Origin of the sequence: uncultured Psychroserpens sp. (assembly GCF_947501425.1) — a bacterium.
Taxonomy (GTDB): domain Bacteria; phylum Bacteroidota; class Bacteroidia; order Flavobacteriales; family Flavobacteriaceae; genus Psychroserpens.
In genome coordinates this window covers 99,553-125,828 of sequence record NZ_CANMVN010000009.1, presented here as the reverse complement: position 1 = coordinate 125,828, position 26,276 = coordinate 99,553, and the positions used below count along the sequence as shown (strand labels likewise).

The 26,276-nt window shown below is 33.7% G+C and carries 22 protein-coding genes and 1 riboswitch; of the genes, 14 read left to right on the top strand and 8 right to left on the bottom strand.

From position 1 onward, the window contains the following. Nucleotides 1-88 precede the first annotated feature (88 nt). The 6 genes from Q0951_RS14550 to metK all read right to left on the bottom strand — a co-directional run bounded on the left by Q0951_RS14550 (nucleotide 89) and on the right by metK (nucleotide 8,435). Nucleotides 89-1,978, bottom strand: coding sequence for a hypothetical protein (locus Q0951_RS14550; protein WP_299338310.1), 1,890 nt, complete (start codon nucleotides 1,976-1,978; stop codon nucleotides 89-91). Then, on the bottom strand, nucleotides 1,968-4,514 hold the full coding sequence (locus tag Q0951_RS14545) for a ribosomal protein L7/L12 (RefSeq protein ID WP_299338308.1): 2,547 nt from the start codon (nucleotides 4,512-4,514) through the stop codon (nucleotides 1,968-1,970). Before Q0951_RS14545 ends, Q0951_RS14550 begins: the two co-directional genes overlap by 11 nt. A gap of 2 nt (nucleotides 4,515-4,516) precedes the next feature. After that, entirely contained in the window at nucleotides 4,517-5,257 is a 741-nt protein-coding gene (locus tag Q0951_RS14540) for a hypothetical protein (protein WP_299338305.1), read from the bottom strand. Then, complete coding sequence (locus Q0951_RS14535) at nucleotides 5,230-6,366, bottom strand: AAA family ATPase (protein ID WP_299338304.1); 1,137 nt, start codon at nucleotides 6,364-6,366, stop codon at nucleotides 5,230-5,232. The genes Q0951_RS14540 and Q0951_RS14535 overlap by 28 nt, the downstream gene beginning before the upstream one ends. Continuing rightward, nucleotides 6,363-7,013, bottom strand: a complete 651-nt coding sequence (locus Q0951_RS14530) for a hypothetical protein (RefSeq protein ID WP_299338301.1) — start codon at nucleotides 7,011-7,013, stop codon at nucleotides 6,363-6,365. The genes Q0951_RS14535 and Q0951_RS14530 overlap by 4 nt, the downstream gene beginning before the upstream one ends. Before the next feature lie 168 nt (nucleotides 7,014-7,181). Then, the gene (gene metK, locus Q0951_RS14525; RefSeq protein ID WP_299338299.1) at nucleotides 7,182-8,435 is read right to left on the bottom strand and encodes a methionine adenosyltransferase; all 1,254 of its coding nucleotides are present in this window, start codon (nucleotides 8,433-8,435) and stop codon (nucleotides 7,182-7,184) included. Nucleotides 8,436-8,688: 253 nt separating this feature from the next. Further along, nucleotides 8,689-8,811, top strand: a riboswitch (SAM riboswitch). Nucleotides 8,812-8,923: 112 nt separating this feature from the next. Here metK and Q0951_RS14520 point away from each other — a divergent pair. From Q0951_RS14520 to Q0951_RS14495, 6 genes are all read left to right on the top strand, one after another. Further along, the gene (locus tag Q0951_RS14520; protein ID WP_299338296.1) at nucleotides 8,924-9,925 is read left to right on the top strand and encodes a homocysteine S-methyltransferase family protein; all 1,002 of its coding nucleotides are present in this window, start codon (nucleotides 8,924-8,926) and stop codon (nucleotides 9,923-9,925) included. Then, nucleotides 9,925-12,609, top strand: coding sequence for a methionine synthase (metH, locus tag Q0951_RS14515; RefSeq protein WP_299338293.1), 2,685 nt, complete (start codon nucleotides 9,925-9,927; stop codon nucleotides 12,607-12,609). The genes Q0951_RS14520 and metH overlap by 1 nt, the downstream gene beginning before the upstream one ends. 174 nt (nucleotides 12,610-12,783) lie before the next feature. Then, on the top strand, nucleotides 12,784-13,740 hold the full coding sequence (metF, locus tag Q0951_RS14510) for a methylenetetrahydrofolate reductase [NAD(P)H] (RefSeq protein WP_299338290.1): 957 nt from the start codon (nucleotides 12,784-12,786) through the stop codon (nucleotides 13,738-13,740). A 61-nt stretch (nucleotides 13,741-13,801) separates the two neighbouring features. Next, nucleotides 13,802-15,883 (top strand): AAA family ATPase, encoded by a 2,082-nt coding sequence (locus tag Q0951_RS14505; RefSeq protein WP_299338288.1) that lies wholly within the window; start codon nucleotides 13,802-13,804, stop codon nucleotides 15,881-15,883. A gap of 43 nt (nucleotides 15,884-15,926) precedes the next feature. Then, complete coding sequence (locus tag Q0951_RS14500; RefSeq protein WP_299338285.1) at nucleotides 15,927-17,024, top strand: acyloxyacyl hydrolase; 1,098 nt, start codon at nucleotides 15,927-15,929, stop codon at nucleotides 17,022-17,024. A 3-nt stretch (nucleotides 17,025-17,027) separates the two neighbouring features. Beyond that, on the top strand, nucleotides 17,028-17,777 hold the full coding sequence (locus Q0951_RS14495) for a head GIN domain-containing protein (protein ID WP_299338282.1): 750 nt from the start codon (nucleotides 17,028-17,030) through the stop codon (nucleotides 17,775-17,777). Nucleotide 17,778: 1 nt separating this feature from the next. Here the strand turns inward: Q0951_RS14495 and gldA are convergent, their stop codons facing one another. After that, nucleotides 17,779-18,675 (bottom strand): gliding motility-associated ABC transporter ATP-binding subunit GldA, encoded by an 897-nt coding sequence (gldA, locus tag Q0951_RS14490; protein ID WP_299338280.1) that lies wholly within the window; start codon nucleotides 18,673-18,675, stop codon nucleotides 17,779-17,781. A gap of 280 nt (nucleotides 18,676-18,955) precedes the next feature. Between gldA and Q0951_RS14485 the strand changes: the two genes are divergently transcribed. From Q0951_RS14485 to Q0951_RS14465, 5 genes are all read left to right on the top strand, one after another. Then, nucleotides 18,956-19,783: a prephenate dehydratase gene (locus Q0951_RS14485; protein ID WP_299338277.1), complete on the top strand. Its 828-nt coding sequence runs from the start codon at nucleotides 18,956-18,958 to the stop codon at nucleotides 19,781-19,783. Beyond that, nucleotides 19,780-20,925, top strand: a complete 1,146-nt coding sequence (locus Q0951_RS14480; RefSeq protein ID WP_299338274.1) for an aminotransferase class I/II-fold pyridoxal phosphate-dependent enzyme — start codon at nucleotides 19,780-19,782, stop codon at nucleotides 20,923-20,925. The genes Q0951_RS14485 and Q0951_RS14480 overlap by 4 nt, the downstream gene beginning before the upstream one ends. Nucleotide 20,926: 1 nt before the next feature. Continuing rightward, nucleotides 20,927-21,778, top strand: a complete 852-nt coding sequence (locus tag Q0951_RS14475) for a prephenate dehydrogenase (protein ID WP_299338273.1) — start codon at nucleotides 20,927-20,929, stop codon at nucleotides 21,776-21,778. Between the two features lie 9 nt (nucleotides 21,779-21,787). Further along, a complete protein-coding gene (locus Q0951_RS14470) occupies nucleotides 21,788-22,870 on the top strand; it encodes a bifunctional 3-deoxy-7-phosphoheptulonate synthase/chorismate mutase type II (RefSeq protein WP_299338271.1) in 1,083 nt (360 codons plus the stop codon). A 128-nt stretch (nucleotides 22,871-22,998) separates the two neighbouring features. Next, on the top strand, nucleotides 22,999-23,664 hold the full coding sequence (locus Q0951_RS14465) for a carboxypeptidase-like regulatory domain-containing protein (RefSeq protein WP_299338269.1): 666 nt from the start codon (nucleotides 22,999-23,001) through the stop codon (nucleotides 23,662-23,664). Nucleotides 23,665-23,712: 48 nt separating this feature from the next. On the opposite strand, the gene Q0951_RS14460 is transcribed toward Q0951_RS14465, so the two are convergent. Then, nucleotides 23,713-24,168, bottom strand: coding sequence for a hypothetical protein (locus Q0951_RS14460; protein WP_299338267.1), 456 nt, complete (start codon nucleotides 24,166-24,168; stop codon nucleotides 23,713-23,715). 80 nt (nucleotides 24,169-24,248) lie between these two features. Between Q0951_RS14460 and rsgA the strand changes: the two genes are divergently transcribed. The 3 genes from rsgA to Q0951_RS14445 are packed head-to-tail and all read left to right on the top strand — an operon-like array spanning nucleotide 24,249 to nucleotide 26,179. Further along, nucleotides 24,249-25,199 carry a ribosome small subunit-dependent GTPase A gene (rsgA, locus tag Q0951_RS14455; protein WP_299338265.1) on the top strand — a complete coding sequence of 317 codons (951 nt, stop codon included), beginning with the start codon at nucleotides 24,249-24,251 and terminating at the stop codon, nucleotides 25,197-25,199. A gap of 3 nt (nucleotides 25,200-25,202) precedes the next feature. Then, nucleotides 25,203-25,655: a D-aminoacyl-tRNA deacylase gene (gene dtd, locus Q0951_RS14450; protein ID WP_299338263.1), complete on the top strand. Its 453-nt coding sequence runs from the start codon at nucleotides 25,203-25,205 to the stop codon at nucleotides 25,653-25,655. Further along, entirely contained in the window at nucleotides 25,655-26,179 is a 525-nt protein-coding gene (locus tag Q0951_RS14445; protein ID WP_299338260.1) for a metal-dependent hydrolase, read from the top strand. Before dtd ends, Q0951_RS14445 begins: the two co-directional genes overlap by 1 nt. Nucleotides 26,180-26,276: the final 97 nt, after the last annotated feature.

Sequence of the window (26,276 nt, the reverse complement as noted above, 5' to 3'; positions counted from 1 at the left end):
CTTACTATTGTTATAGTAGATTGATTTCTACTAAGATGGAAAAACTCGCAAATGGTTGCGTACTTTTCTGTAAATAATTATAAATCAATTACTTTTTGTACTTTTTTCGCTTAACAAAACGAGTGGCATCATTTTGAATAAGATGATTTTCTTTATTGAAAGATTTAAGTTCGTAGGTAATACCCGGATTATCTTTTAAATTATTGGCAACAATCTCATAAGCTATAGTCTGAGTAAAATCCTGGATGGATTCGTGCTTCTGGTGTTCGACCTTTAAAGCTTTTAAAAATAAGGTGAGGTTTTTTGGGCTTGTTTCTTTTTTGTAGATGAATTCAATGCCTTTTTTTAGAATGTCAGTATTTGGAAAATTGCTGAAATAATTAGTCAAACAGTTATAGGCATCTTTATCTTCTCGCCATCCTTTGAGTAGAATAGTTTGTGCTTTGGGAGCGTCTTCAATTTTATATTTGTAGATCAATGATGCCTTTACATATTGGTCATGTTCCAAATAGTCCTCAATAACCATTTGGTAATAGGTATTAGCTTCATTGGTATTGTGTATGGCTTTATAAATATCGCCAACTTTCTCATGAGCATTGAGTTCTTTGTAAAGTCTTATTGCTTTGTCATAGATCTTACCCTTTTCATAGACATTAGCCGCTTTAACTTTATCCTTATTATATTTTAAATGAATGAGTGCAGATTCCTGAAAGTAATTACCATCTTCTAATGTGTCTGCTGCTGCATAGTAGTCTTTTAAAAGTTTGATGTATATGGATGCAGCTTTCTTATAATCCTTTTCAGCTATGGCTTCTTTTGCTAATTTCTCGTATTGTTCTCTTAAGGCATTTAATCGATCAGCATCTACAGTGCCTGAGCCTCCGCTACCTCGGTTTCCTCCAAAAAGTCGCTCAAAAATAACAATGAGTATTACAACTGCCACAATGATTCCAATAGTTTTAATTAAGACACTTAGAAAAGGTATTAAGTTACCACTAAAAATACCTGAGAATAATAGATAAACCAGATATACTATAGCAAACAAAGTAAAGAGGGTTAATATTCTAATCACAATGTTAGAAAAAGCACTATCTCCATCAGTGTTTTTAGAAAAGATATTTATGGGATTATGCCCTGAATCTCTGGATGATCCTATGAGATCCAAAGGAACAGCAAATTGTAAGGCCGATTTAGGATTGAGCTTAAGCATATGTAAAAGCTTGTCGGCTTCTTTTTGATTTCTATACAATAGCTTCTCTAAATTCTTTTCCCATTTAGAACTGCGTCTGCTTTTAGACTTAGACCCGGAACCAGATAAATTATCCAGCCATTTCATAAACCCTTTACGTTCCACCGAAAAATTTCCGTTACTTGTTTTTGATGATGTGAACAATCGTTTTAAAACATTCAGTTTTATCTTGTCAAGTGTATTGAGTTTGTCTTTCTTAGGTGTTTCTAGCTTTAGATCCAGATCTTTTGTAATGGCTTCATCAGATTTTGATACCAGCTGAAAACTTAATATATCATTTTGAATTTGAACAGCATCCTGCGGCACTGTGATGTTTAACAAGACAGGTGGTCTCAATTGTATAATCTCAGACCAGTTGATCGTTTCCTGGAGTTCTACCCATCCAAAATCAGGATGATAAATGTGAGGAAATTTAAATAATTTAGTACATTCTTGTTCTGATAATATTGGTGTGATCTTTGAAAAATCAGGAATGTAAATGTGATTATTTACCGATTGAAAGACTGTTACATTAGATACATGTAGGTTGTTTTTTAATGAATTTAAGATCACAAAACAACCATACAATGTATTAGCTTTATGACTTGGTATTGCATAGGCTTTTGCATTCTCTAAAGTAACACCAAGATTTTGCAATTCATGTATCCACTCATACGGTTGATTACTTCTAATAAGAATCCCTGTTTTAGGATATCTACTCAGTTTTGTTGGTGTAATATTAATCTTCATAATCTAGAATATGCTTTAGAAAAGGATTAATATATTTTTTGTAAAATTCCTGTACTTCAATAACAGTTAGTTTATGGTTAACAGGTAAAAAATAGGAGTTTCCAGCAAACTCTCCATCAGTGGCCATAGCAACAGTTTGGTTAATCACAGAAGTGATATAAAACGTAGGAATAAAATCTTTACTACTATTAAAAATAAGTTGTCCGTTCTTTATATGAATCGTGCTTCCGTCTTTACTTTCATAATAGGCTGTTTTTACATAGCAAGTTGCTCCTAGATCTTCAATGGTTTTTTTTAGCGTTTCAGCACTTTCAGCCAATAAACCACTAAATAGTGTGCATGGAGGAATAGAAACTAATTCTTTAGCGTCTTTTAAACTGTATATTTTATTATCATTTAAATACTTTATGATTGATATGGTGTGACCATTCGTACGTTTTAAAATTAAGTCTTGTCTTTGACTTATGTCGTGAGATTCAGCTGCTTTGATCACATAGTTATATCGACTTCGGTTGCCAAGTTTTATATGATCATTCTCCAAAATAAAATCGTTAATCAAAAGATAGAGAATATCATAAGAGGTCTCTTTGATGCTAAATTGATTAATGTTTTTAAGGATGTTATATCTCACCTTATGAATTCGTAGGGATTGCCTAAACTCATAAATACGATTTCTGTATTGATCTAAAGATTTCGAAAAGGCTAGATGTCCAGAAAGCAAAAATAGTTTAGAGTCGTTTGTTACATTCCAAAACTGTTTATCATCAGTTAATACAATATTGTTTCCTTCGGAAAAGAGCACAGTATTACTATCTGTAATTTCAACATTATTAATTTGTTTACCTGTTGTAATTTTAGTTTTTAAATTAGTCTTAGAGAGGCGTTTTTCCGAAGTATTAAAACATACTAAAATTAATGCCATGGCCTCATCTCTTACCATTGTAAACTGGTTGTTATGATGGTATGGAATTCCTTCATAAACTAACTGAATCCCTTTCTCAAAAGCCACTGAAGTTAACGTGTAAAGATTTTCATTTTGAACAAGATAATACGTGTCTTCAAATGGTATAATAACTGCCGAAGCAGTATCTATTGGTTCTAATAAAAGATGATTGATATCTATATCCTTACCAGTAGTGATATGTTTTTGCTCTACTTTAGGTCTATGAGTTTCCCAAAGTTCTTCATAAGGCAAAAGGATATGTTGAAAATGTTTTCGACTTCTGTTTTGATGTTTGTAAAAATCAATTGCTCCACTAGTTTGTGTAGTGATAATATAATTGAATTGATCATGATAAGCATACAACACATTTTGAAGTTCTGGTTGTTCCAAATTCTTGGCTTCGGTTAGAAAGAATAGTTCTCTGTTTGAATTGTCGTTGAAGTCTCCAAAGAATTGTGTTAAACCTTCCGAAGGGTGTAATCCGCCAGATAAAATTTGCTGACTATCAATAACATCATAGACTGTTTTTATAGGTGCTTCTTTATAATCCTCACCAACAATATAAGCACTATAGTCATAATCAGATTTTGGATGTTGTGCAATGGCAAGACTTGTCGCAAACGACAACACTTTTGGAATGCCCCAGTTTTTTAAAGAAGCATCTATTAAAAACACACGGTGTTTATCGTTAGTCTCTGGTGGTGTTTCTCGTTCAATATAGAGCGCTTCATTATTGGCAATACGCGACATGAAAGTGTCATCTTCATAAGCAAATTCTGAAATTAATAAACGACTAAAATCACCTTTATTAGTAATATCAGAAACGCCTCCAAGTGGTTGAGAGCTTGGTAAATTGTGGTGCATTGGGATGTTTAATCCAGACCAAATGCGTTTGATTAAACTTCCTATTTGATAGGTGTTTTTATGTTCGGTGAGTTGCTCAACAAACGACTTGTCTATATCATTTTCATTTGAAATTTGCTCTTCTAACTCAACGGTTTCAGAAATATCAGTATCAGGTATATTTTGCATCGCATTAATAATATCCTGAGTACTTTTAAAACGTCTTATGAGTAAGGCAATAGCTCTGATGTCTTTATGAAAAACTTTAAAATCTGGCTCTTCATGAACATAAGCGGTTATGTAGCTTTGGTAATAATCATTTGCAACATTTTGTAACAATTCTTTAGATCTAGCTTTTCCAAGTCGGTTATGACAATCCTTAAATAGTGTTTGAAATAATAGGGTGAGATTGGATCCGGTTTTGAGACGATATGGTAATTCTCTTATGAGATCTAAAACTTCAATGGCATTAAGTGTGGTTCTGGACTGTTCGTTATTTAAAAGAATACGCTCCAGATGGTTGATTGTAATCTCGTCTATATTTTGATTGGTAGCAATCATGACCAATAAAATGGCCCCAAAAGGAGGGAGCCCCTGAGGTGCAAGATCTTCCAAAACGTCGTAGACTTGAGGAAAATAAGCTATAGATTGCCCATCTCTAATCGTGGCAACATATCCTTCCTGACCCTTTTCATAGTCAGATTCCCAGTGCCAAAAATAGTCTTTGTATGTTTTAAAATAGTTAGTCATAGCTATTCAAGCAAACGTATTGTTCGTCTAAAAGAGCTAATAGACAATGGTTTAAAATCTGTTTTTTTGATCAATACGTAACTGTTATTTTTTTGCCATAACACGTAATGATCTCCAGACGGATTGGCGGTTTGTTTAATACTTTTACTAAGTATTGGAAATTTGAAATGAAATCCGTTAGGTAAAATGAAATCATCGTATAACCAAAAGGATTGTCCTCTAATGGCTAATGCAGGATGACCTAAGACCAACAATTTTGAATTGTTGAGTATGACATATTTCAGATGTTCTAAACGGAAATCAGGTGAACTTTGAATTACTGATTTTGTATGGTCATCAAGGTTAATAAGAATAGCATAAGTTTGCATCTCTTCCCTAAATGGTGCTATTTGAATATCGATATGCTCATGGATGCCAAAAAAGTTGTGATTGAGTTGAGGTTCCTCTAACAAGAGTGCTTTTTGAATGGGTGTCCATAGTAAAGACGTTGGTAATTTATCAGTTGGAAGCAGACTTCCTTTAGGAAATAGCTTTGAATTATTGACGTAGAATATATCTTTCTTCGGAAGCGTTTTAACCTCTGCACCATTGATTTGTTCCATACTAAAACCAGAGACCCAAACATCATTTTCGCTGAGGGCCATTTTTAAATTTTCAAAATGACGAATCTGTGCTAATGTGTTAAGGTCGGTTTTGTCAACACGGACTAAAAATTCTATAATGTCTGCAGAATTTTTTGCCATAAAGTATCTATTTCGGTTTTAATAAATTGTTTTTGCTCATCGTTGTTGATCCAATCTGCACGACTTTGGATATATCTTAATTTATCTTTAATGACATTCTGATCTTCAAACGATAAGGTTTCTTTTTCCCATCGTTCTTTTAATAGATTGACTTCCTTGATTACCTCTTCAGGATTTGGTGCTTTATTGTATAAGGCCTGTGGATGAGAATCATCAGTAATGTCTTTTTCAATGATATTATTGATAATACCTTCAAGAATTTCAATTTGCTCTTCGGTATCCCAAATATATTTTAATATCCAAAGATCACTTAAGATGGCTTCCTCTCTTCCACACATAATAGCACTTGCAGCAATAAGATTTTGAAGTTTAACGGCACGCCTGTCTGATACATTAATACCTGTGTTTCTCAAATTATGGATAACATCAACATAAGTTGATATAATAGGATTAAGATTAACTTTCTTAGTGAGGTTTTGAAGTTCAATGATGGTTTCAGGTTGAATGACAGGAAACTCTGCAGTTGTGTTTTTTTCCAATTTCCAACCAGCAAGTAACACCTGATTGAGAAGATCTGGATTGACGTAATCACATTTCACACGAACTAGAAACCGATCAAAAAGGGCGTTCAAGGCTTCATCTTCTGGTAAGACGTTACTAGCTCCAACAAACATTAATGCAGGTAATTTTAAAACTTGTTTACCTCTACGCAATACTTTTTCATTTAGTGCCATAAGTAAACTGTTAAGTATAGCACTATTAGCATTAAAGATTTCATCCAGAAAGACCATAGAAGCTTCTGGCATCATTCCATCTGTGTTGGTTACTAGTTCACCTTCTCTTAGTTTTTTAATGTCAAAGGGTCCAAATAACTCGTTAGGTTCTGTGAATCTTGTTAGCAAATATTCAAAGTTTTTACCATTTTCAATGCCTTTTGATAAGGATTTGACAATAGCACTTTTTGCAGTTCCTGGAGGGCCTAACAAAAAAGTATTTTCTTTTGCTATAAGACTAATGCCAAGTAAATCGATAATGTCATCTTTTCCAACAAATGTGGCTTTGATATGGTCTAAAACGGCTTTAAGTTGTTCTATGTTGTTCGACTTCATGTGTTATTTTTTATAGGTTGGAGGGCTTTCCAAATGTCATTTTTATAGAATCCTAAATACTGAACAAGAATGGGGTTGATGGTCTCATCCTGAGCCCAATTTAGTGCTTTTTTATTTACAATTCTATCTAAAAATAGTTGTTTTAATACAGGTGATTTTAAGTAATGACTTGCATTGATCTCATCAACTTTAAAGTTGGATCGAATAGATGAATACTGCCAGATTTCTAATAGTGTTTTAATGATGTCCAGCAAAGGGTCTTGATGGTCAATACTTTCTAGCTCCATATAGATTTGAGGTAAATAACGTAGTGTAAGATCTACAGAGAGTATAGTGGATACATTTTGTGGTTCGTTAAAATTAGGAAATAATACCTCTAGCTCTTTTTTAGTGTCTTTGCGATGTAATAATAGCAATGAAGCATAATACACAATCTTAGCTGCCCACAAGGCTGCTTTAGCACTAAATTGAGGAGCTTCAATGGGTAAGGTCAGACATTCTTTTTCAAATTCCTGCTCTAAGTATAAAACGATCTCGTCATCTTCTGTTCTAGTGGTTTTAAGTAAGTCATCACTAATGATCAAATGACCATGCGTTCTCAAATGAGAGATCGAATCAAGAAAAAAGTTAGGCTTTAATTTAGGCATTCATTATAAATAACGGATCACAATTTAAGTCAAAAGAATGAAAGCAACTAATTTGAATATTTAACATCAATATTGATTGTAATGTCAACACTATATCTAACAAGCTATAAAATAAAAAACCTCTAAATGTAATGTTTAGAGGTTTGTATATATAAAGCGTTTTAGATCTTACAACCCAAAAGCATCTTTTACTTTGTCTACGTAGTCAAGCTTTTCCCAAGTAAACAATTCAACATCCATAGTTACAGGGTCACCATTGGGCTGGTCAAAGGTTTTACTTACCATTTCTGCTTCACGTCCCATATGACCATATGCTGCTGTTTCGCTATACATTGGTTGACGTAACTTTAAACGTTCCTCAATAGCTGCAGGTCGCATATCAAAGATTTTTGAAATCTTTTCTGCAATTTCACCATCAGTTAAATTAAACGGACAAGTACCATAGGTATCCACAAAAATTGATGTCGGCTCTACCACACCAATAGCATAACTCACCTGTACCAATATTTCGTCACAAATACCTGCTGCGACCATGTTTTTAGCAATATGCCTTGTTGCATAAGCAGCACTTCTATCTACTTTACTAGGGTCTTTCCCTGAGAACGCTCCACCACCATGAGCTCCTTTTCCACCATAGGTGTCTACAATAATCTTACGACCAGTTAAACCAGTGTCTCCGTGAGGCCCACCAATTACAAATTTTCCGGTTGGATTTATATGATAAGTAATATCATCATTAAATAAGACCTGAATATGTTCTGGTAACTTTGCGACTACTCTAGGAATGAGAATTTCGACAATGTCTTTTCTGATTTTAGATAGCATTTCATCGTCTGCTCCAAAATCATCATGTTGCGTAGAAATAACAATAGCGTCAATTCGTTGCGGAATATTATCATCGCTATATTCAATGGTCACCTGACTCTTTGAATCTGGACGTAAATATGTAATATCTTTTTGTTCACGCCTTAAGTCGGCAAGTTCCTTTAATATTCTATGAGATAGATCGAGTGCAAGAGGCATGTAGTTTTCGGTTTCACGAGTAGCATAACCAAACATCATTCCCTGATCACCTGCACCTTGCTCATCTTTATTCGCTCTATCAACGCCTCTATTAATATCTTCTGATTGCTCATGAATAGCAGAAAATACACCACAAGAATTTCCATCAAACATATATTCACTTTTGGTGTATCCAATCTTATTGATAGTATCACGTGCTATTTTTTGCACATCTAAATAAGTATTTGATTTTACTTCACCTGCAAGAACAACTTGACCAGTAGTAACTAAGGTTTCACACGCCACTTTTGATTCTTTATCAAATGCTAGAAAATTATCTATTAGAGCATCACTAATTTGATCTGCAACTTTATCTGGATGACCTTCTGAGACACTTTCCGATGTAAATAAATATGCCATATAGCCTTTTAAATTTTGTTTTTCTGAAAAATAAATTGAGATTGCTGAGTCGCTAGAGAAGTTGAAAACTAACTGCTTTAGCATTTTTTTTATGAGGTTGCAATCAGAACAAATTTTTCCTCTAAATTAATCTTTGGCAAAAGTAAAAAAATAAAAGTGAAAGTAGATTTATTTTAATTTTTTTATGATTTATTTGGATTTTAAACTATTCTGTCGCAATATTTGTATTCACAAAGTTCAATAACTTATTGAAATGTTATCAAGAAAGGCGGAGGGAATAGACCCGAAGAAGCCTTAGCAACCCTTAAGCCATTAAGAAGGTGCTAAATTCTACTTAAAAGCGTGATTCATTTATTGCGATTTAGATAGATAACTCAAAAGTAATTACCCATCTGTAGTTACTCTTTTTCTTGATAACATTTTCATTTAACCTACAGACAACACAAGCTCGTCATGAGTTTTTGATGTTTGTTTTACAGATTATGAAAATGAGTAGAATAAGAGAAGAAGTATCAAAACGAATTTTAGTCCTTGATGGTGCTATGGGAACCATGCTACAACGCTATAATTTCTCCGAAAGCGATTTTAGAGGCGAACGGTTTAAAGATTATCCAACACCATTAAAAGGAAATAATGATCTATTGTCTTTAACACAACCACAAGCCATTGCTGAAGTTCATCGTAAATACTTTGAAGCAGGAGCTGATATTGTAGAAACCAATACTTTCTCAGGGACAACAGTTGCTATGGCTGATTATAACATGGAGGATTTAGTTTACGAACTTAATTTCGAATCGGCTAAAATTGCCAAACAAGTTGCGAATGAATTCACAAAACAAAATCCTGAGAAACCTCGATTTGTAGCAGGTAGTATTGGTCCTACCAATAAAACGGCCTCCATGTCTCCAGATGTTAATAAACCTGAGTATCGCGCGATTACTTTTGAAGAATTACGTGTGGCTTATAAAACACAAGTGGAAGCTTTGATTGATGGAGGAGTAGACGTGTTACTGGTAGAAACTATTTTTGACACACTAAATGCTAAAGCAGCTCTTTTTGCTATTGAAGAAGTCAAAGAAGAGTGTCAAATAGATATTCCAATAATGGTATCTGGCACTATTACAGATGCTTCAGGTAGAACATTATCGGGTCAAACGGTAGAAGCGTTTTTAACTTCAATTTCTCATGTGCCTTTGTTAAGTGTCGGTTTTAATTGTGCTTTAGGAGCAGAACAGCTCAAGCCGTATTTACAACGCTTATCATATGAAACTCAATACTACACATCAGCACATCCCAATGCAGGCTTGCCTAATGCATTTGGTGAGTATGACCAATCGGCTAAGCAGATGCAACTATTGATTGAAGCCTACTTAAAAGATGGTTTGGTAAATATCATTGGAGGTTGCTGCGGAACAAATCCAGAACATATTAAAGCAATTGCTGAGGTTGCTAATACATATAAACCAAGAGAAATTAATGTTGAAGTATAATGGGAGAACGTCACACTAAAGCATATTTAACCTTATCAGGCCTTGAACCATTGGTCGTTACTCCAGAGAGTAATTTTATCAATGTTGGAGAGCGAACAAATGTTACTGGATCACGAAAGTTTCTCCGATTAATTAAAGACGAAAAATTTGATGAAGCCTTAGATGTGGCAAGAGATCAAGTTGAAGGTGGTGCACAAATTCTCGATGTCAATATGGATGAAGGTATGCTCGACGGGAAGCACGCAATGATCAAGTTTCTTAACCTTATTGCATCAGAGCCTGATATTGCGCGAATTCCAATAATGATCGACAGCTCTAAATGGGAAATTATTGAAGCAGGATTGCGTGTTGTACAAGGAAAAAGTGTAGTCAATTCTATTAGTCTAAAAGAGGGAGAGGAAGAGTTTATCCGACAAGCAACATTGGTGAAGCGTTATGGCGCAGCAGTAATTGTAATGGCTTTTGATGAGAAAGGTCAGGCTGATACATATCAAAGACGAATAGAAATTTGCAAACGTTCATATGACATCTTATTACAGAAGGTGAATTTTCCACCACAGGATATCATTTTTGATCCTAATATTTTTCCTGTAGCTACAGGGATGGATGAACATCGTTTAAATGCATTAGACTTTTTTAGAGCTACTAAATGGATTCGTGAGCATTTACCACATGCCAATGTCTCTGGTGGAGTGAGCAATGTGTCGTTTTCATTCAGAGGAAATACTGTGGTTAGAGAAGCTATCAATTCAGCATTCTTATATCACGCGATTCAACACGGAATGAATTTAGGAATTGTCAACCCAACAATGCTTGAGGTATACGATGAGATTCCGAAGGATTTATTACAGCATGTTGAAGATGTACTTTTTGATAGAGATGATGGAGCAACAGAGCGATTAATAGAATTTGCTGAAACCGTAAAAGGACAGAAAAAAGTAGATAATATAGAAGTTCTAGAATGGCGAAATGCACCTTTACAAGAGCGCATTACTCACGCTTTAGTTAAAGGTATAGATACCTTTATTATAGACGATGTTGAAGAAGCTCGTGTGTTATCTGTTAGACCTATTCAAGTCATAGAAGGACATCTTATGATTGGCATGAATGTGGTTGGTGATCTCTTTGGAAGTGGAAAAATGTTTTTACCTCAAGTTGTAAAATCAGCACGTGTGATGAAAAAAGCAGTTGCCTATTTGCAGCCATTTATTGAGGCTGAAAAAGAGGGAAAACAAGAGTTCGCTGGTAAAATTTTAATGGCTACTGTAAAAGGTGATGTTCATGATATTGGTAAAAATATTGTCAGCGTGGTTTTAGGCTGTAATAATTATGAAATTGTCGATTTGGGTGTTATGGTTCCGCCAGAAAAAATTATTGAAACAGCAATCAAAGAAAATGTAGATGTCATTGGATTAAGTGGTTTAATAACACCATCATTAGATGAAATGGTATATCTCTCGAAAGCTATGAAAAAGGAGAATTTAACGATTCCATTAATCATTGGTGGTGCTACCACTTCCAAGGCACATACATCTGTAAAAATTGCACCAAATTATGACCATGCTGTGGTTCATATAAATGATGCGTCAAGAGCTGTAACCGTTGTTGGTAATTTATTACAGGAGGATAGCTATATCTATAAAGCACAAATAAGAGAAGAATATGATACATTTCGTGCTAAGTTTTTAGATCGTGGAAAGCACAAAAAATATCTAACTCTAGAAAGTGCTCGAAAAAATAAATTTCATATGGATTGGACGACTTCTGAAATTGTAAAACCAGAGCAACTCGGTCTGCAGATTATAAGCGATTTCGATATTACCAAATTAGAATCCTATATCGATTGGAGTCCGTTTTTTAGAAGTTGGGATCTCCATGGAAAATTTCCAGACATTTTAAATGATGATATTGTTGGGCAACAAGCAACCGACTTGTTTAAAGATGCACAATACTTGCTTAAGCGCGTATTTGATGAAGACTTACTGAAAGCAAAGGCTGTTTTTGGACTATTCCCTGCTAAAACCATTAACGATGATGATATTGAAGTCTATGATGATGCTGGTAATGTGAAAGCAATATTTTTAACACTACGTCAGCAGCTTAAAAAGAGAGAAGGTATTCCAAATTTGGCATTGGCTGATTTTATTGCACCTAAAACCTTAAATAAACAAGATTATATTGGTGCGTTTTGTGTTACTACAGGTTTCGGAACTCATGAACTGGCTGCGCAATTTGAAGCTGATAATGATGTTTATAATGCAATTATGATAAAAGCATTAGCTGATCGTTTAGCCGAAGCTTTTGCGGAATATTTACACAAGGAAGTGAGAACTGTCTATTGGAGTTACGCTAGACATGAAGATTTATCCAATGATGAATTAATTAAAGAACAATACCGAGGTATTCGACCAGCACCTGGTTATCCAGCATGTCCTGATCATTTGGAAAAAAATACAATTTGGAATCTGTTAGATGTAGAAAAAAATATTGGTGTAAAACTTACCGAAAATTTAGCAATGTGGCCAGCAGCAAGTGTAAGTGGTTATTATTTTGCTAATCCGCAAGCTAAGTATTTTGGATTAGGAAAAATAAGCGATGATCAATTAAAAGATTACGCCAAACGACGGCATATTAGTGAAGATGAAGCCAGAAAGTGGCTTAATCCAAATCTTAATGAAACTTAACGATTTCTTAGGAATATACTCACAATTAGATCGTAATCAATTAGTAATCTTGTATCAAAATTTAAGGTATGAAGAGTATTAAAAAGTATAAATCAGAAATAAGGTTTGCCCTACAATTATTATTGTTGGCAGTAACAGCATTACTAGTTGCCTCTGTGACATGAATAACTTAATATGAAAGTAACTGAACACATAAAAAATGCCAATGGAAATACACAATTTTCATTTGAGATATTACCGCCTCTAAAAGGCCAACATATTCAATCTATTTTTGATAATATTGATCCATTGATGGAGTTTAAACCACCTTTTATTGATGTGACTTATCATCGGGAAGAATACACCTATAAAGATGTTGGTAATGGTCTGTTAAAAAAACAAATTGTAAAAAAGCGACCTGGAACTGTTGGGATTTGTGCAGCAATTCAAAATAAATATGGTGTGGATGCAATTCCTCATATCTTGTGTGGAGGATTTACCAAAGAGGATACAGAAAACTTTCTTATCGATCTGGATTTTTTAGGTATTGATAATGTGATGGCACTTCGTGGAGATGCAGTTAAAACTGAAACTTATTTCAAGCCTGAACCAGAGGGTCATCATTATGCCAGTGATCTGGTGCATCAAATTTCAGAATTAAACCAAGGCACTTATCTTGATGAGGCTTTAGAAAACACATCACCAACTAATTTTTGTGTTGGAGTGGGAGCTTATCCCGAAAAACATGCCGAAGCACCAAGCTTAGATAGTGATATCCATTTTCTGAAAAAGAAAATAAAAAATGGCGCAGAGTACATTGTGACTCAAATGTTCTTTGACAACGAGAAGTACTTTAGTTTTGTTGAGAAATGTAGAAATGCAGGTATCACAGTTCCAATTATTCCTGGTCTAAAACCCATTGCAACCAAAAAGCAACTCAACTTGATTCCGCATCGGTTTCATGTAGATTTACCTGAAGATCTAATTGTCGAAATTGTAAAGTGTAAAGACAATAAAGCGGTGAGGCAAGTTGGAGTAGAGTGGTGTGTTCAACAATCTAAAGCGCTTCAAAATGCTGGAATTTCAGTGTTGCATTATTATTCGATGGGAAAAAGTGATAATATAAAAGCTGTTGCGTCGCAGGTGTTTTAATGTAAATAATGTTCGTTGGAATTATTGAAATAGAAATCGTATTTTTATTTTAAATAAAGATATGAAGGATACTTACGATATATATTTAGATTACAACAAGGAGTCCAATTTTAATAATTATTATTTAAATATTAAAGCAGAGGAGTCATTAAAATATTTATATAATTTTAACTCTATAAACATATTTATTGGAGCAAATAATAGTGGGAAGAGTAGGTTCCTAAGAACTTTCATGAATTTGACCAAAATAGATGGAATTAATAACACTAAATATTTGCTCAATTTAGTTGATGAGTATAACAAATCTATTGAGAGCTTAGATTTAAAATTAAAGTTAACTTCTCATCCTATTGCGATATTGGTAAAAGAATATGGGGAAACTTTAATAGACGAACTTAAGTTTAATCAGTCGGAAGTTATTTTTCTTTCCAAAATTTCTACTGAAACTAATATAGAAACTTTTGTAAAAGAAATAAAAAGTAATATTGCAGCATTTGATAAAATAAATCTCATTTTCAAGTTTATTGAGTCTAGGAAATTGCCTCTAAATAGTTCTTTTTTTCGTGGAATTTATAACGGTAGGATAGAAACTTCAGGTGTAACTTTTTCACGCAAAAGCTCTCATTACCTCAAAATTAGCGAGATTTTTACCCGAGTTTTAAACCTAATAAAGTATCGTAAAACATATATAAATAAGAAAATATATATACCAACATTAAGATCTGCTCATTCATTATTTAAAATTCAAGAAATAAAAGGTGACAACTCAATCTTAGAGACAAAAAAAATACGAGAAGATATATTTCATGACACAATAAGAAAGAATTATAGTAGCCTTAGAGATAATATCGATATTTTTACAGGGCTTAGTTTATACAACGAAATAGTTAATGTTAGAAATAGTCGCAAGGAGAAAAGAAATCGTTTTCATGCATTTGAAAGGTTTTTAAGAGATAATTTTTTCAATGGAAAGGATATAGACATCATAGCAAATTTCAATATTCATCGTAAAGATGAGGGAATTGAAGATGAAGATTTAATAGAAATATATATTGGTGATAATACTAAATCCCTACATAATTTGGGAGATGGAGTTCAGGCATTAATTATTCTGATGTATAAAATATTCTTGGCAGATAAGAATTCTATGGTTTTTATAGATGAACCTGAGCTTAATTTACATCCAGGTTATCAACGCTTATTTCTGGAGCAAATTACATCTAATCCGATTTTAACTGAAAAAGATTTAACCTATATTATAGTTTCTCATTCTAATCACTTTTTGGATTTAACTTTAGAAAAGGATAATGTTTCCATTTACTCATTTAGCTCCTTAAAGAAGGATAAGTTCTTGATAAGAAATGTTAATGCTGGAGATAATCAAATGCTAAGAGATTTAGGAGTTAATAATTCTTCAGTTTTTTTAGCAAATTCTAGTATTTGGGTTGAAGGTGTTTCTGATAGGTATTTTATTAAGGCCTTTTTGCTAGCTTATTGTGAAGAATATAAAAAAGCTAAACCTCGAGAAGATATTGATTTTGCATTTTTTGAATATGCAGGCTCTAATTTGGTACATTATAACTTTAAAAAAGGCACTAATGATTATGATGAAGTTAAAGACTTGATCACCTCTTATGCTTTAAATAATAGAATTTTATTACTGTCAGATTTAGATTCAGGTAAGGATGCTAAACATAATAATATTGAAGAAATAGCGAAATCTACAGATGGCTTTGAATATAAAACAACAAAACCATATCGAGAGATAGAGAACCTACTTAGCGATTCAGTTTGGAAAAAAGTTTTGATAGAATTCTGTAATAAAAATGATGTCAAAAAAAACAAGGCAAATATTCAGAAAAGAATTGATGCATCTTTAAAAGATGTTAAATCTGAAAAATATAAAAGTAAATACATCGGTGAGTTTTTAAACGATCTAAAGATTACTGAATTAAATAAATCTATTTATAAAGTTAATGAAGATAAATCTCTAGGCACGTTTATTCCAAAGGCTGAGTTAAGTCAAATCGTTCTTGAAAAAGTTAGAAAAAATGAAATTACATGGGAAGATTTTTCAAAGAATCAAACTATAGTTGATTTGACAAAATCGATTTACGATTTTATTGAGAAATCTAAAAACTAAGACTGTCATTAAAAATGTTATTTTTGCCCCATAACTAAATTTAATGAAGCGTTTTTTTACCTGCTTTTTTTACTTGCTTTGTAGTTCTGTATTAGCTCAAGATAAAGATCCTAATGTATTCAGTATTGATGCCAGTGTATACTACGGAACCATCTTTGAGCATAATTCGGATATTTCACATTTAATTACAGGACATCCTACAGGATTGATTTTGAGCTATAACCGAAAAACTTTCGGATATGAAGACTGGGAAAGTCGCTATAATTATCCAGATTGGGGATTTTCTTTCGTTTATCAGAATATGAAAGACCGAACACTTGGTGAAAATTACGGACTCTACGCACATTACAACTTCTATTTTTTAAAACGACATTTGAATTTGCGTATCGGTCAAGGTATTGCTTACACAACTAATCCATATGATAAAGTGACTAACTTTAGAAACAGTGCCTATGGATCAGATTTACTGAGTACAACCTACGTGATGCTCGATTATAAAAAGGAAAACCTGTTTAAAGGATTTGGTTTGCAGGCTGGTATTTCTCTCATTCATTATTCTAATGCAAATTTCAGAGCGCCAAATACATCAACGAATACTATAGCATTCCACCTCGGAACCAATTATGTGTTTGATTATGAAAATACACCTGAATATATACCATCTTCCGAAGAGAAAACCTATAAGGAACCTATCAAGTACAATCTTGTATTTAGATCTGGCGTGAATGAAAGTGATATTATTGGTTTAGGCCAATATCCGTTTTATATTATATCTGCTTATGCCGATAAACGTTTGAATAGAAAAAGTGCCATTCAATTAGGTACAGAAGTTTTCTTTTCAAAGTTTTTGGAGGAATTGATTTATTTTTATTCTGTAGCATTTCCTGAACTCAATGTCAAAGGTGATGAGGATTGGAAACGTTTAGGTGTATTTGTTGGACATGAGCTGTTTATTAATAAAATGTCTATTATAACCCAATTGGGTTACTATGTATATTATCCTTATGATTTTGAAGGGCAAGTGTACAATAGAATTGGACTCAAACGTTATTTTGGAGATAGATTCTTTGGTGCTGTTACCTTAAAATCGCATGGAGCAAAAGCTGAAGCTGTTGAATTTGGAATAGGTGTAAGATTATAGAATATGAGAGGTGTTGTAATTATATTGTTGTCAATTGTACTCTGGTCTTGTAATGGCGAGAATGTGCCTGATTGTTTTCAAAATGCTGGAGACATTATCGAAAAAGACTTTGATGTCAATGCTTTTTCTGAAATTATAGTTTTTCCACGTGTTGAATTAATTATTACAGATGCACCTGTACAAGGAGTCACAGTCCAAACTGGAGAATATCTCATGGAAGATATTGAAGTTATTGTAGAGGAGGGACAACTTAAGGTATATAATAATAATTCGTGTAATCTAACCAGAGATTATGGATTAACAAAGGTGTTTGTAAGTGCGCCAAATTTGACAAAAATTACTAATGGATCTAGTTTGCCAGTTAGAAGTAATGGTGTGCTGACTTACGATTCTTTAGAGTTAATTTCTGAAGATTTTAATGAAGAGAACAATGTTAACACAGATGGTAATTTCATATTAGAAGTCAACTGTGACAACTTTAGAGTGGTAGTTAATAATTTGTCAAGCTGCTTTATTTCTGGTCAGGCCAATACAGCCTATGTTGGCTTTTTCTCAGGAGATGCACGCTTTGAAGGACGTCATTTTATTACTCAAGACATGACTGTTTTTCAGAGGAGTAGTAATGATATGATCATCAATGCACAGCAATCTATAATAGGTGAAATTAGAAGTACAGGTGATGTAATCTTAGTAAATACTCCTGTAACTGTTGATGTAGAACAGTTTTACACAGGACAACTTATTTTTGAATAATTTATTCTGAAGTCAACTCTCTGAACAGACTTTCTAAACTTGCATTTTTCTGATTGAGCTGAAGAATCTTCAATTCATTATCATGAGCAAAATCAAATACGTGAGATCGCATGTCTTCTGTTGTAGAGAACGTAATCTCGTAAGTGAAATCATGAATATTCTTTACGGTCTTAGCATTTGGAAGTTTTAGTAAAAACGTGTCTTCCACACGATAATCAAATTCAACCACAACAGTTTGTTCTTGATCATCACGTAAGTCTTTAAGCTTTTTATCGGCTACAATTTGTCCTTTGTTGATAATGATCACACGATCGCAAATGGCTTCAACCTCTTGCATGATATGTGTAGATAAAAAGATCGTTTTATCTTTACCAATATTTTTTATTAAATGTCTGATATCCACCAATTGATTAGGATCAAGACCTGTTGTAGGTTCATCTAAAATAAGAACTGATGGATCATGTAACAACGCATTAGCGAGTCCAACACGCTGACGATATCCTTTAGATAATTGACCGATTTTTTTGTGAGCTTCGGGTGATAGACCTGTGAGTTCTATGACATCTTGAATTCTGGATTTCGATGTTTTGTACACACCTGCATTGAATGTAAGATATTCTTTAACATACATGTCTAAGTACAACGGATTGTGTTCTGGCAGATATCCAACATTGTTTTGAACAGCTTTCTTATCAGTTTCTACATGGAAACCACTAACTTTGGCAATACCCTTGGTGGCATTGATATAAGTAGTTAAGATCTTCATAAGCGTAGATTTTCCTGCACCATTCGGACCTAAAAAACCTACAATTTCACCTTTATTTACAGTAAATGAAATGTTATCAAGCGCTTTTTGTTCGCCATAAACTTTAGAAACATTTTCTACTTCAATAGACATATATCAATTTGTTTATTCAAAAATACTAATTATAACTAATGCGATGATTTAAATTAAGAATTCTTTAAAACTGAAATGTTAAACCTAAAAATATGGGTTAACAATTTTGATTTCTTAAAATAATAATTACATTAGCAATCTAATAACGATATGAATACACTAAATCATACATATTATAGCTGGTTTTATTTCTTTTTTAACGAAAAGAGAGAGACGTTGTATGTATAATTTATATAAAATAATAATACTATGAGTCTCGATGAAAATCGAGACTTTTTTTATGATAAAATCAGTCGCCATACAGGGAATTAAAGGATCATTTCATCACATTGTGTCACAACAATTCTTTGATGACACAATTCTTGTTAATGAGTATCTTACTTTCGATAAAGTTGTTGATAGTATAATAAGTCAAACAACTGATGCTGCTATTATGGCTATTGAAAATTCAATAGCTGGATCTATCATACCAAATTACGCACTGATAGATCACCATAACCTTCACATTGTTGGAGAGCATTATTTAGATATTCAACATCATTTAATGGCTTTGCATGGGCAGTCCATTGATGATATTAAAGAAGTATATTCGCATCCAATGGCACTTCTACAATGTAAAGAGTTCTTCAAACAATATCCGCATATCAAATTAATTGAGGATAAGGATACTGCTGAAGTCGCTCAACGCATTCAGAAGCATCAAACTAAAAATACAGCGGCTATTGCGTCAAAATTAGCAGCTCAACTCTTTGATTTGCAGATTATTTCAGAGAGCATTCAAACAATTAAACACAATGAAACCCGCTTTTTTGTTGTAAAAACTAAAAATTCTGAAATATCAGAAGCTCAAATAAACAAAGCGTCGGTAAAATTTGAATTAGACCATAAAAGAGGAAGTTTAGCGACTATTTTGAATGTTTTAAGTGATTGTAAGTTAAATTTAACCAAGATACAATCACTGCCAAAAATTAAGACACCTTGGAAATATGCTTTTTTTGTAGATATCACTTTTGAGGCCTATGACGATTACAAAAAAGCTAAATCCATTATGGAAATAATGGCTCAGGATTTTAAAGTTTTGGGAGAATATAAAAATGCAAGACTATGATACAGATTGCTGACCGACTAAAAAATGTAGAAGAGTATTACTTTTCAAAAAAATTACGTGAGGTAAGATTACTGAAGTCTCAGGGGAAACCTATTATAAACTTAGGTATTGGTAGTCCGGATCTCAATCCGCCAGAGCGCGTACTCAACGCACTTGTTGAAACCTTTAATGAAGATGGTGCTCACAAATATCAAAGCTATCAAGGAATACCAGAACTAAGAGAAGCTATTGCTAATTTCTATAAGACACACTTTAATGTGCCCTTGAGTCCGTTGACTGAAGTCTTGCCACTCATGGGAAGTAAAGAAGGGATTTTGCACATTTCAATGGCATTTTTAAACAAAGGCGATGAAGTATTGATTCCAAATCCGGGTTATCCAACCTATAAATCGGTGACTAATTTGGTTGGAGCTACTCCTGTATTTTATGATCTGACTGAAGAGAATAATTGGTTTCCAGACCTTGTAGCTTTAGAAAAACGTGGTCTGGAAAATGTAAAACTCATGTGGGTAAGCTATCCGCACATGCCAACAGGAGCACAAGGCACTAACAAATTATTTGAAGATCTCATCACCTTTGCCAAGCGCAATGATATTTTAATTGTTAATGATAATCCTTACAGCTTTGTACTGAATCGATACCCAAGAAGTATCCTTAAATATAAAGATGCTAAAGATGTTTGCTTAGAGTTGAACTCCTTAAGTAAAACCTTTAATATGGCAGGTTGGCGTGTAGGTATGGTATTAGGGAAAAGTGAATACATAAATGCCGTTTTACGTGTGAAAAGTAATATGGATTCTGGAATGTTTTTGGGTATTCAAAAAGGTGCTATTGAAGCGCTAAACTGTTCAGATATTTGGTATCTAAGTCTTAATAGCGTTTATGAGCAACGTCGGAAAATAGTATGGCAAATTGCTGAGGCTCTAAATTGTACTTACGACGTTGGTGCAGCCGGATTATTTGTTTGGGCAAAATTACCAGACTATTTAGATGCTGAAGAATATGTAGATCTCATATTAAAAGAAAAATCCATTTTTATAGCGCCTGGTACCATTTTTGGAACTAATGGAAGTAGATACATACGAATTTCACTTTGCGCATCTCAAGACGATTTAGAAGAAGCATTAGCAAGATTAACTTAACATGAATAATATATACATCATAGGCGTTGGATTGATTGGTGGGAGCATGGCTTTAGATATGAAGTCTATGGACGCTAATATTGATATCTTCGGAATAGATACCAATAGTGATCATTTGGACGAAGCTTTAGCGCTTCAAATTATAGATCATAAAGCGACTTATGAAGATTTACATAATGCTGATTTGGTCATACTTTCCATACCTGTGGATAAAGCCGTTTCAGAATTGCCTAAAGTGTTGGATGCTATATCAGATTCAACCTTGGTCATCGATGTTGGATCTACTAAACTTCCGGTTTGTAAAACGGTTGAATCTCATAATAGACGTCGAAATTTTCTAGCAACACATCCTATAGCAGGTACTGAGTTTTCTGGACCAAAAGCAGCTATTCAAGGTCTGTTTCAGAAGAAAACTAATATCATTTGCGAAGTAGAAAAAACAACATTTAAACTTCAGGAGAAAGCCTTGAAATTATTTTCCGACTTAGGAATGCGTATTCGATACATGAATCCTGAAGCTCATGATAAACATATAGCTTATGTGTCACATTTATCACACATCAGCTCATTTATGTTAGGAAAAACAGTTATTGAAAAAGAAAAAAACGAACGTGATATTTTTGATATGGCAGGAAGTGGTTTTGAGAGTACAGTGCGTTTGGCAAAAAGTTCGCCTGCGATGTGGACTCCAATTTTTAAACAAAACAGAGCCAATGTTATAGAGACTTTAGAAGAGTATATCAATAATTTGAAACAGTTTAAATCCTTAATGGAAGCCGATGATTTTGATGAGATCTACAACGAAATGAAAAATACAAATCATATAAAAGAGATATTAAAAGGAATTGCTTAATAAAAAACTATGGAAAATAAAAAGGAATTGAGAGGTTGGTTAGATGCATTCGGATTAGAACATCCGTTGGTTATCGCTGGACCATGTAGTGCCGAAACCGAAGCACAAGTTTTAAAAATTGCACACCAGTTGAAAGATAGTGATGCTACAGTATTGAGAGCAGGAATCTGGAAACCAAGAACACGACCAGGTAATTTTGAAGGTGTTGGTGCTCTAGGTTTAAAATGGTTGCAAAAGGCAAAGGAGGAAACAGGAATGATGACCACTACAGAAGTGGCTAATGCCAATCACGTTGATTTGGCATTAAAACATGATGTTGATATTTTATGGATTGGTGCTCGTACTACTGTAAGTCCGTTTATTGTTCAGGAAATTGCAGATGCATTACAAGGAACAGATAAAACTGTATTGATCAAGAATCCGGTAAATCCAGATCTGGCATTATGGTTAGGAGCTGTAGAACGTTTCTACACGGCAGATGTCAAAAATTTAGGGGTGATCCACAGAGGGTTTTCAACGTATGAAAAAACCAGATATAGAAATAATCCTGAATGGCAAATTGCTGTTGACCTGCAAGACCGTTTTCCAGATTTACCATTGATATTAGACCCATCGCATATTGCTGGACGTCGCGATATCATATTTGATCTTTGTCAGACTGCGTTAGATCTCAATTATGACGGATTAATGGTTGAAACACATCACGATCCTGATAATGCATGGAGTGATGCTGCTCAGCAAATTACGCCTGATACGCTTATTAAATTTACTGAAGATCTACGTATTCGTAAAGAAGTAGGTGAAGCAACTGAGTTTAAAAACAGAATTAATACCATGAGGACTCAAATTGATGTAATCGATCATCAATTGATAGAAATGTTAGGAAAGCGTATGAATGTGGCTGATGATATCGGACAATTAAAGAAAGATCATAATGTTGCTGTGTTACAATCTAAACGTTGGAATGAAATTCTTGGCAAAATGATTCTTCAGGGTGAAGAAAAAAATCTAAGTGAAGAATTTATCTTGCGTGTATTTAAAGCGATTCATCAGGAATCAATCAATCATCAGGAGAAGATTATTAATGGATAGAAAAAAAGCCTCAATTTAATTGAGGCTTTTTTATTCACTCACTCAAAAGTACCATTCACTCATTATCGATTTTAGTTGATTAAGGTTTCATATAGGTTTGCAGTGTAAAATAATAATCTAAGCCAACCATGAAACATGTATTTTTCCTATTCGTCACGCTTTTAACATTTTCAGCTTCTGCACAGCAATTGATTAAGGGCTCTATTTTAGATGCCGAAGGAGAAGTCCCTTTTGTAAATATCATTATCAAACATTCTACTAAAGGTGTATTGTCTGATGAAAAGGGCAATTTTGAGATAGAAGCCAAATCAACAGACACCTTACAGATTTCTAGTTTAGGGTATGCCACTAAAGAGTTAAGTGTAGGCGATCAAAAGCAGTTACAGGTCACATTAGATGAGTTTGAACAACTGGATGAGGTTCTCGTCATTGGATATACGCCAAAGTATAAAACAGTAACTACAGTTTGTTGTGGTAAGCGTTTAGGTTGCTACACTGAAACTGTATGCTGTTGTGAAGACAATTTATTAAGCAGAAATGATATTGCTGAACAGTCTAAGCTTTACCCAAACCCTTCCAGAGATGGTATCTTCAATCTAAAGATTCCTAATGATATACCAGATGTTGATGTAACTGTTGCAGATCTCACTGGTTGTGTAATTTTAAAAACTACAAGAACAAAATTAGATTGTAACATGGTTTTAGATCTCTCTCAACAACCTACAGGCATCTATATTGTTAACCTGAGTTCCCGCGGAAAACAGATCACTTCAAAAAAAGCGATCAGGATATAAAAAAAGACCGTCTGTTGACGATCTTTTTTATCAATATATATATGAGGTTTATTGCTTGTTTCTTTTAAATAAGAATCGTGTGATAAAAATTCCATTTCCATCACCTTTTCCAGCACTTTCAACTGCACTAGTCACGAAAGCTAATTCCCAGCCTTCTTCAATCATCGTATTTACTTTTGAAGTTAAAACAGCATCATTAGCCGCAATATTTTGAAAACGAATTCCTCCTAAGTTAAAAAAGTTTAAGAGTTTAGTTTCTTCAAAATTCTTTACTCTAATCTCACTTCTGTCAGATTTATTTCTTTTGTCCTCTTTCTTGTCATCACTTCTTGTAGATGTAAATTCTTTATAATCTCTTTCATCATTAGCAGAGATAAGTCTTGAACGTCCTAAACCATTTGGAACAATAGATTCTACACTAGTAATGATTTTGTATTCTACTTGTGCAAGTGCATCAGAAAAAGATAAAAATCCGAGTGCAATGAATAGTACTAATTTTTTCATGTTGTTAAGTTTTAAAATTAAGTCTCTAATATAAGATTTCGTAAAAATTAAAATCGTTATTTTGTTAAATATTTTTTTAAATGACAGGAATAGTTTACAAATCTACAGGAAGTTGGTACACCGTTAAGACTGATTTTGGTGCTGTATATCAATGCAGAATCAAGGGGAAATTTCGGTTAAAAGGGATAAAGAGTACAAATCCTATTGCTGTTGGAGATCATGTGGATTTTGAGTTAGAAACTAATAACGATGACACTACAGGTGTCATTCATAATATTCATGATCGTGTCAATTATATTGTTCGGAAATCGGTAAACCTGTCCAAGCAAACCCATATCATTGCTTCTAATATCGATCAGGTGTTTTTATTGGTTACCATAGATAATCCACCAACTTTTACCAGTTTTATTGATCGCTTTTTAGTGACTGCCGAAGCGTATTCTGTAAAAACCATATTATTATTTAATAAAATCGATATTTACGATAAAGAAGCTTTAGACGAGGTAAGGTATTTGGCTCATGTCTATAGAAAAATAGGGTATGAGTGCATCGGAATATCTGCGGAAACTGGAAAAAATGTAGACAAGGTTAAATCATTAATGGTTGGTAAAGTAAGTATGTTTGCTGGTCATTCTGGTGTTGGTAAATCCACATTGGTTAATGCTATAGAGCCTGGTTTAGAACTTAAGACAAAAGAAATTTCAACCCAACACAGTCAAGGGCAACACACAACCACATTTGCTGAAATGTTCGATTTGAGTTTTGATGCTAAGATCATCGACACACCAGGAATCAAAGGCTTTGGTGTAGTCGATATGGATCGAGAGGAAGTAGGGGATTATTTTCCCGAATTCTTTGCGCTGAAGCAAGATTGTAAATTTAATAATTGTTTGCACATCGAAGAACCTAAATGTGCTGTCAAAGATGCTCTAGATAATGATGAGGTTGCCTATTCAAGATATCGAAGTTACCTTCAAATCTTAGAAGGTGAAGATGAACATTATAGAACCGATAATTGGGAAGCTCAGTAAATTATGAAAGCAGTTATTCAACGCGTATCTAAAGCATCAGTAACCATTGAAGGTGAAAAAGTAGCCGATATTAATTCTGGATTGCTCATTCTTCTTGGAATTGTAAATGATGATACATCAGAGGATATCAAATGGTTATCGAATAAGATTTCTAATCTTCGTATTTTTTCTGACGATGATGGTGTAATGAACCGCTCGCTATTACAGTCTGGAGGCGATGCTATTGTGGTGAGTCAGTTTACGCTACATGCGAGTACTAAAAAAGGCAATCGACCAAGTTATATGATGGCAGCAAAGCAATATATTGCAGTTCCTTTGTATGAAGCTTTTGTGAAACAACTCGAAAAAGATCTTGGTAAATCTGTACAGACAGGAGAGTTTGGAGCTGATATGAAAGTAGAGCTACTTAACGACGGACCTGTAACCATTATTATTGATACAAAAGACAAAAAATAATGGCATCAATTTTTGGTCACGGGTTAGTGGCTTACACCACAACTAAAGTCATTGATTCAAAAAGTAATAAGCTATTGGTGTTCTTAGCTATTCTATCGGCAATACTTCCAGATTTAGATGTAATTGCATTTAAATTTGGTATTGACTATTTACATCCTTTAGGCCATAGAGGATTTACACATTCCATTCTTTTTGCGTTGATATGGAGTGGCTTTGTGTCACTATTGTTAGGAAAAAACAGAAAGCTCACTTTTATGATTGTCTTGTTTTTATCTACTGTATCTCACGGCATTTTAGATGCAATGACTACTGGAGGAAAAGGTGTCGGTTTCTTCATTCCTTTTGAGAATTCGAGGTACTTCTTTCCAACGCAAGTCATCAAAGTCTCACCTATTGGTGTCGAGCAGTTTTTTTCTGAATGGGGACTACGAGTCATTTGGAGCGAATTAAAATATATAGCCATACCTTGTTTTATTATTCTAATCGTACATTATGTCGCTAGAAAGCTAAAGTCCCAGATATAAGCACTTAAACGAGATTTACGATTTTTTACACATGCTGTTTCAATAAAACTTTTATATTTGAGATAACGACAATTATCTGCGTTGCTAAACCCTAACT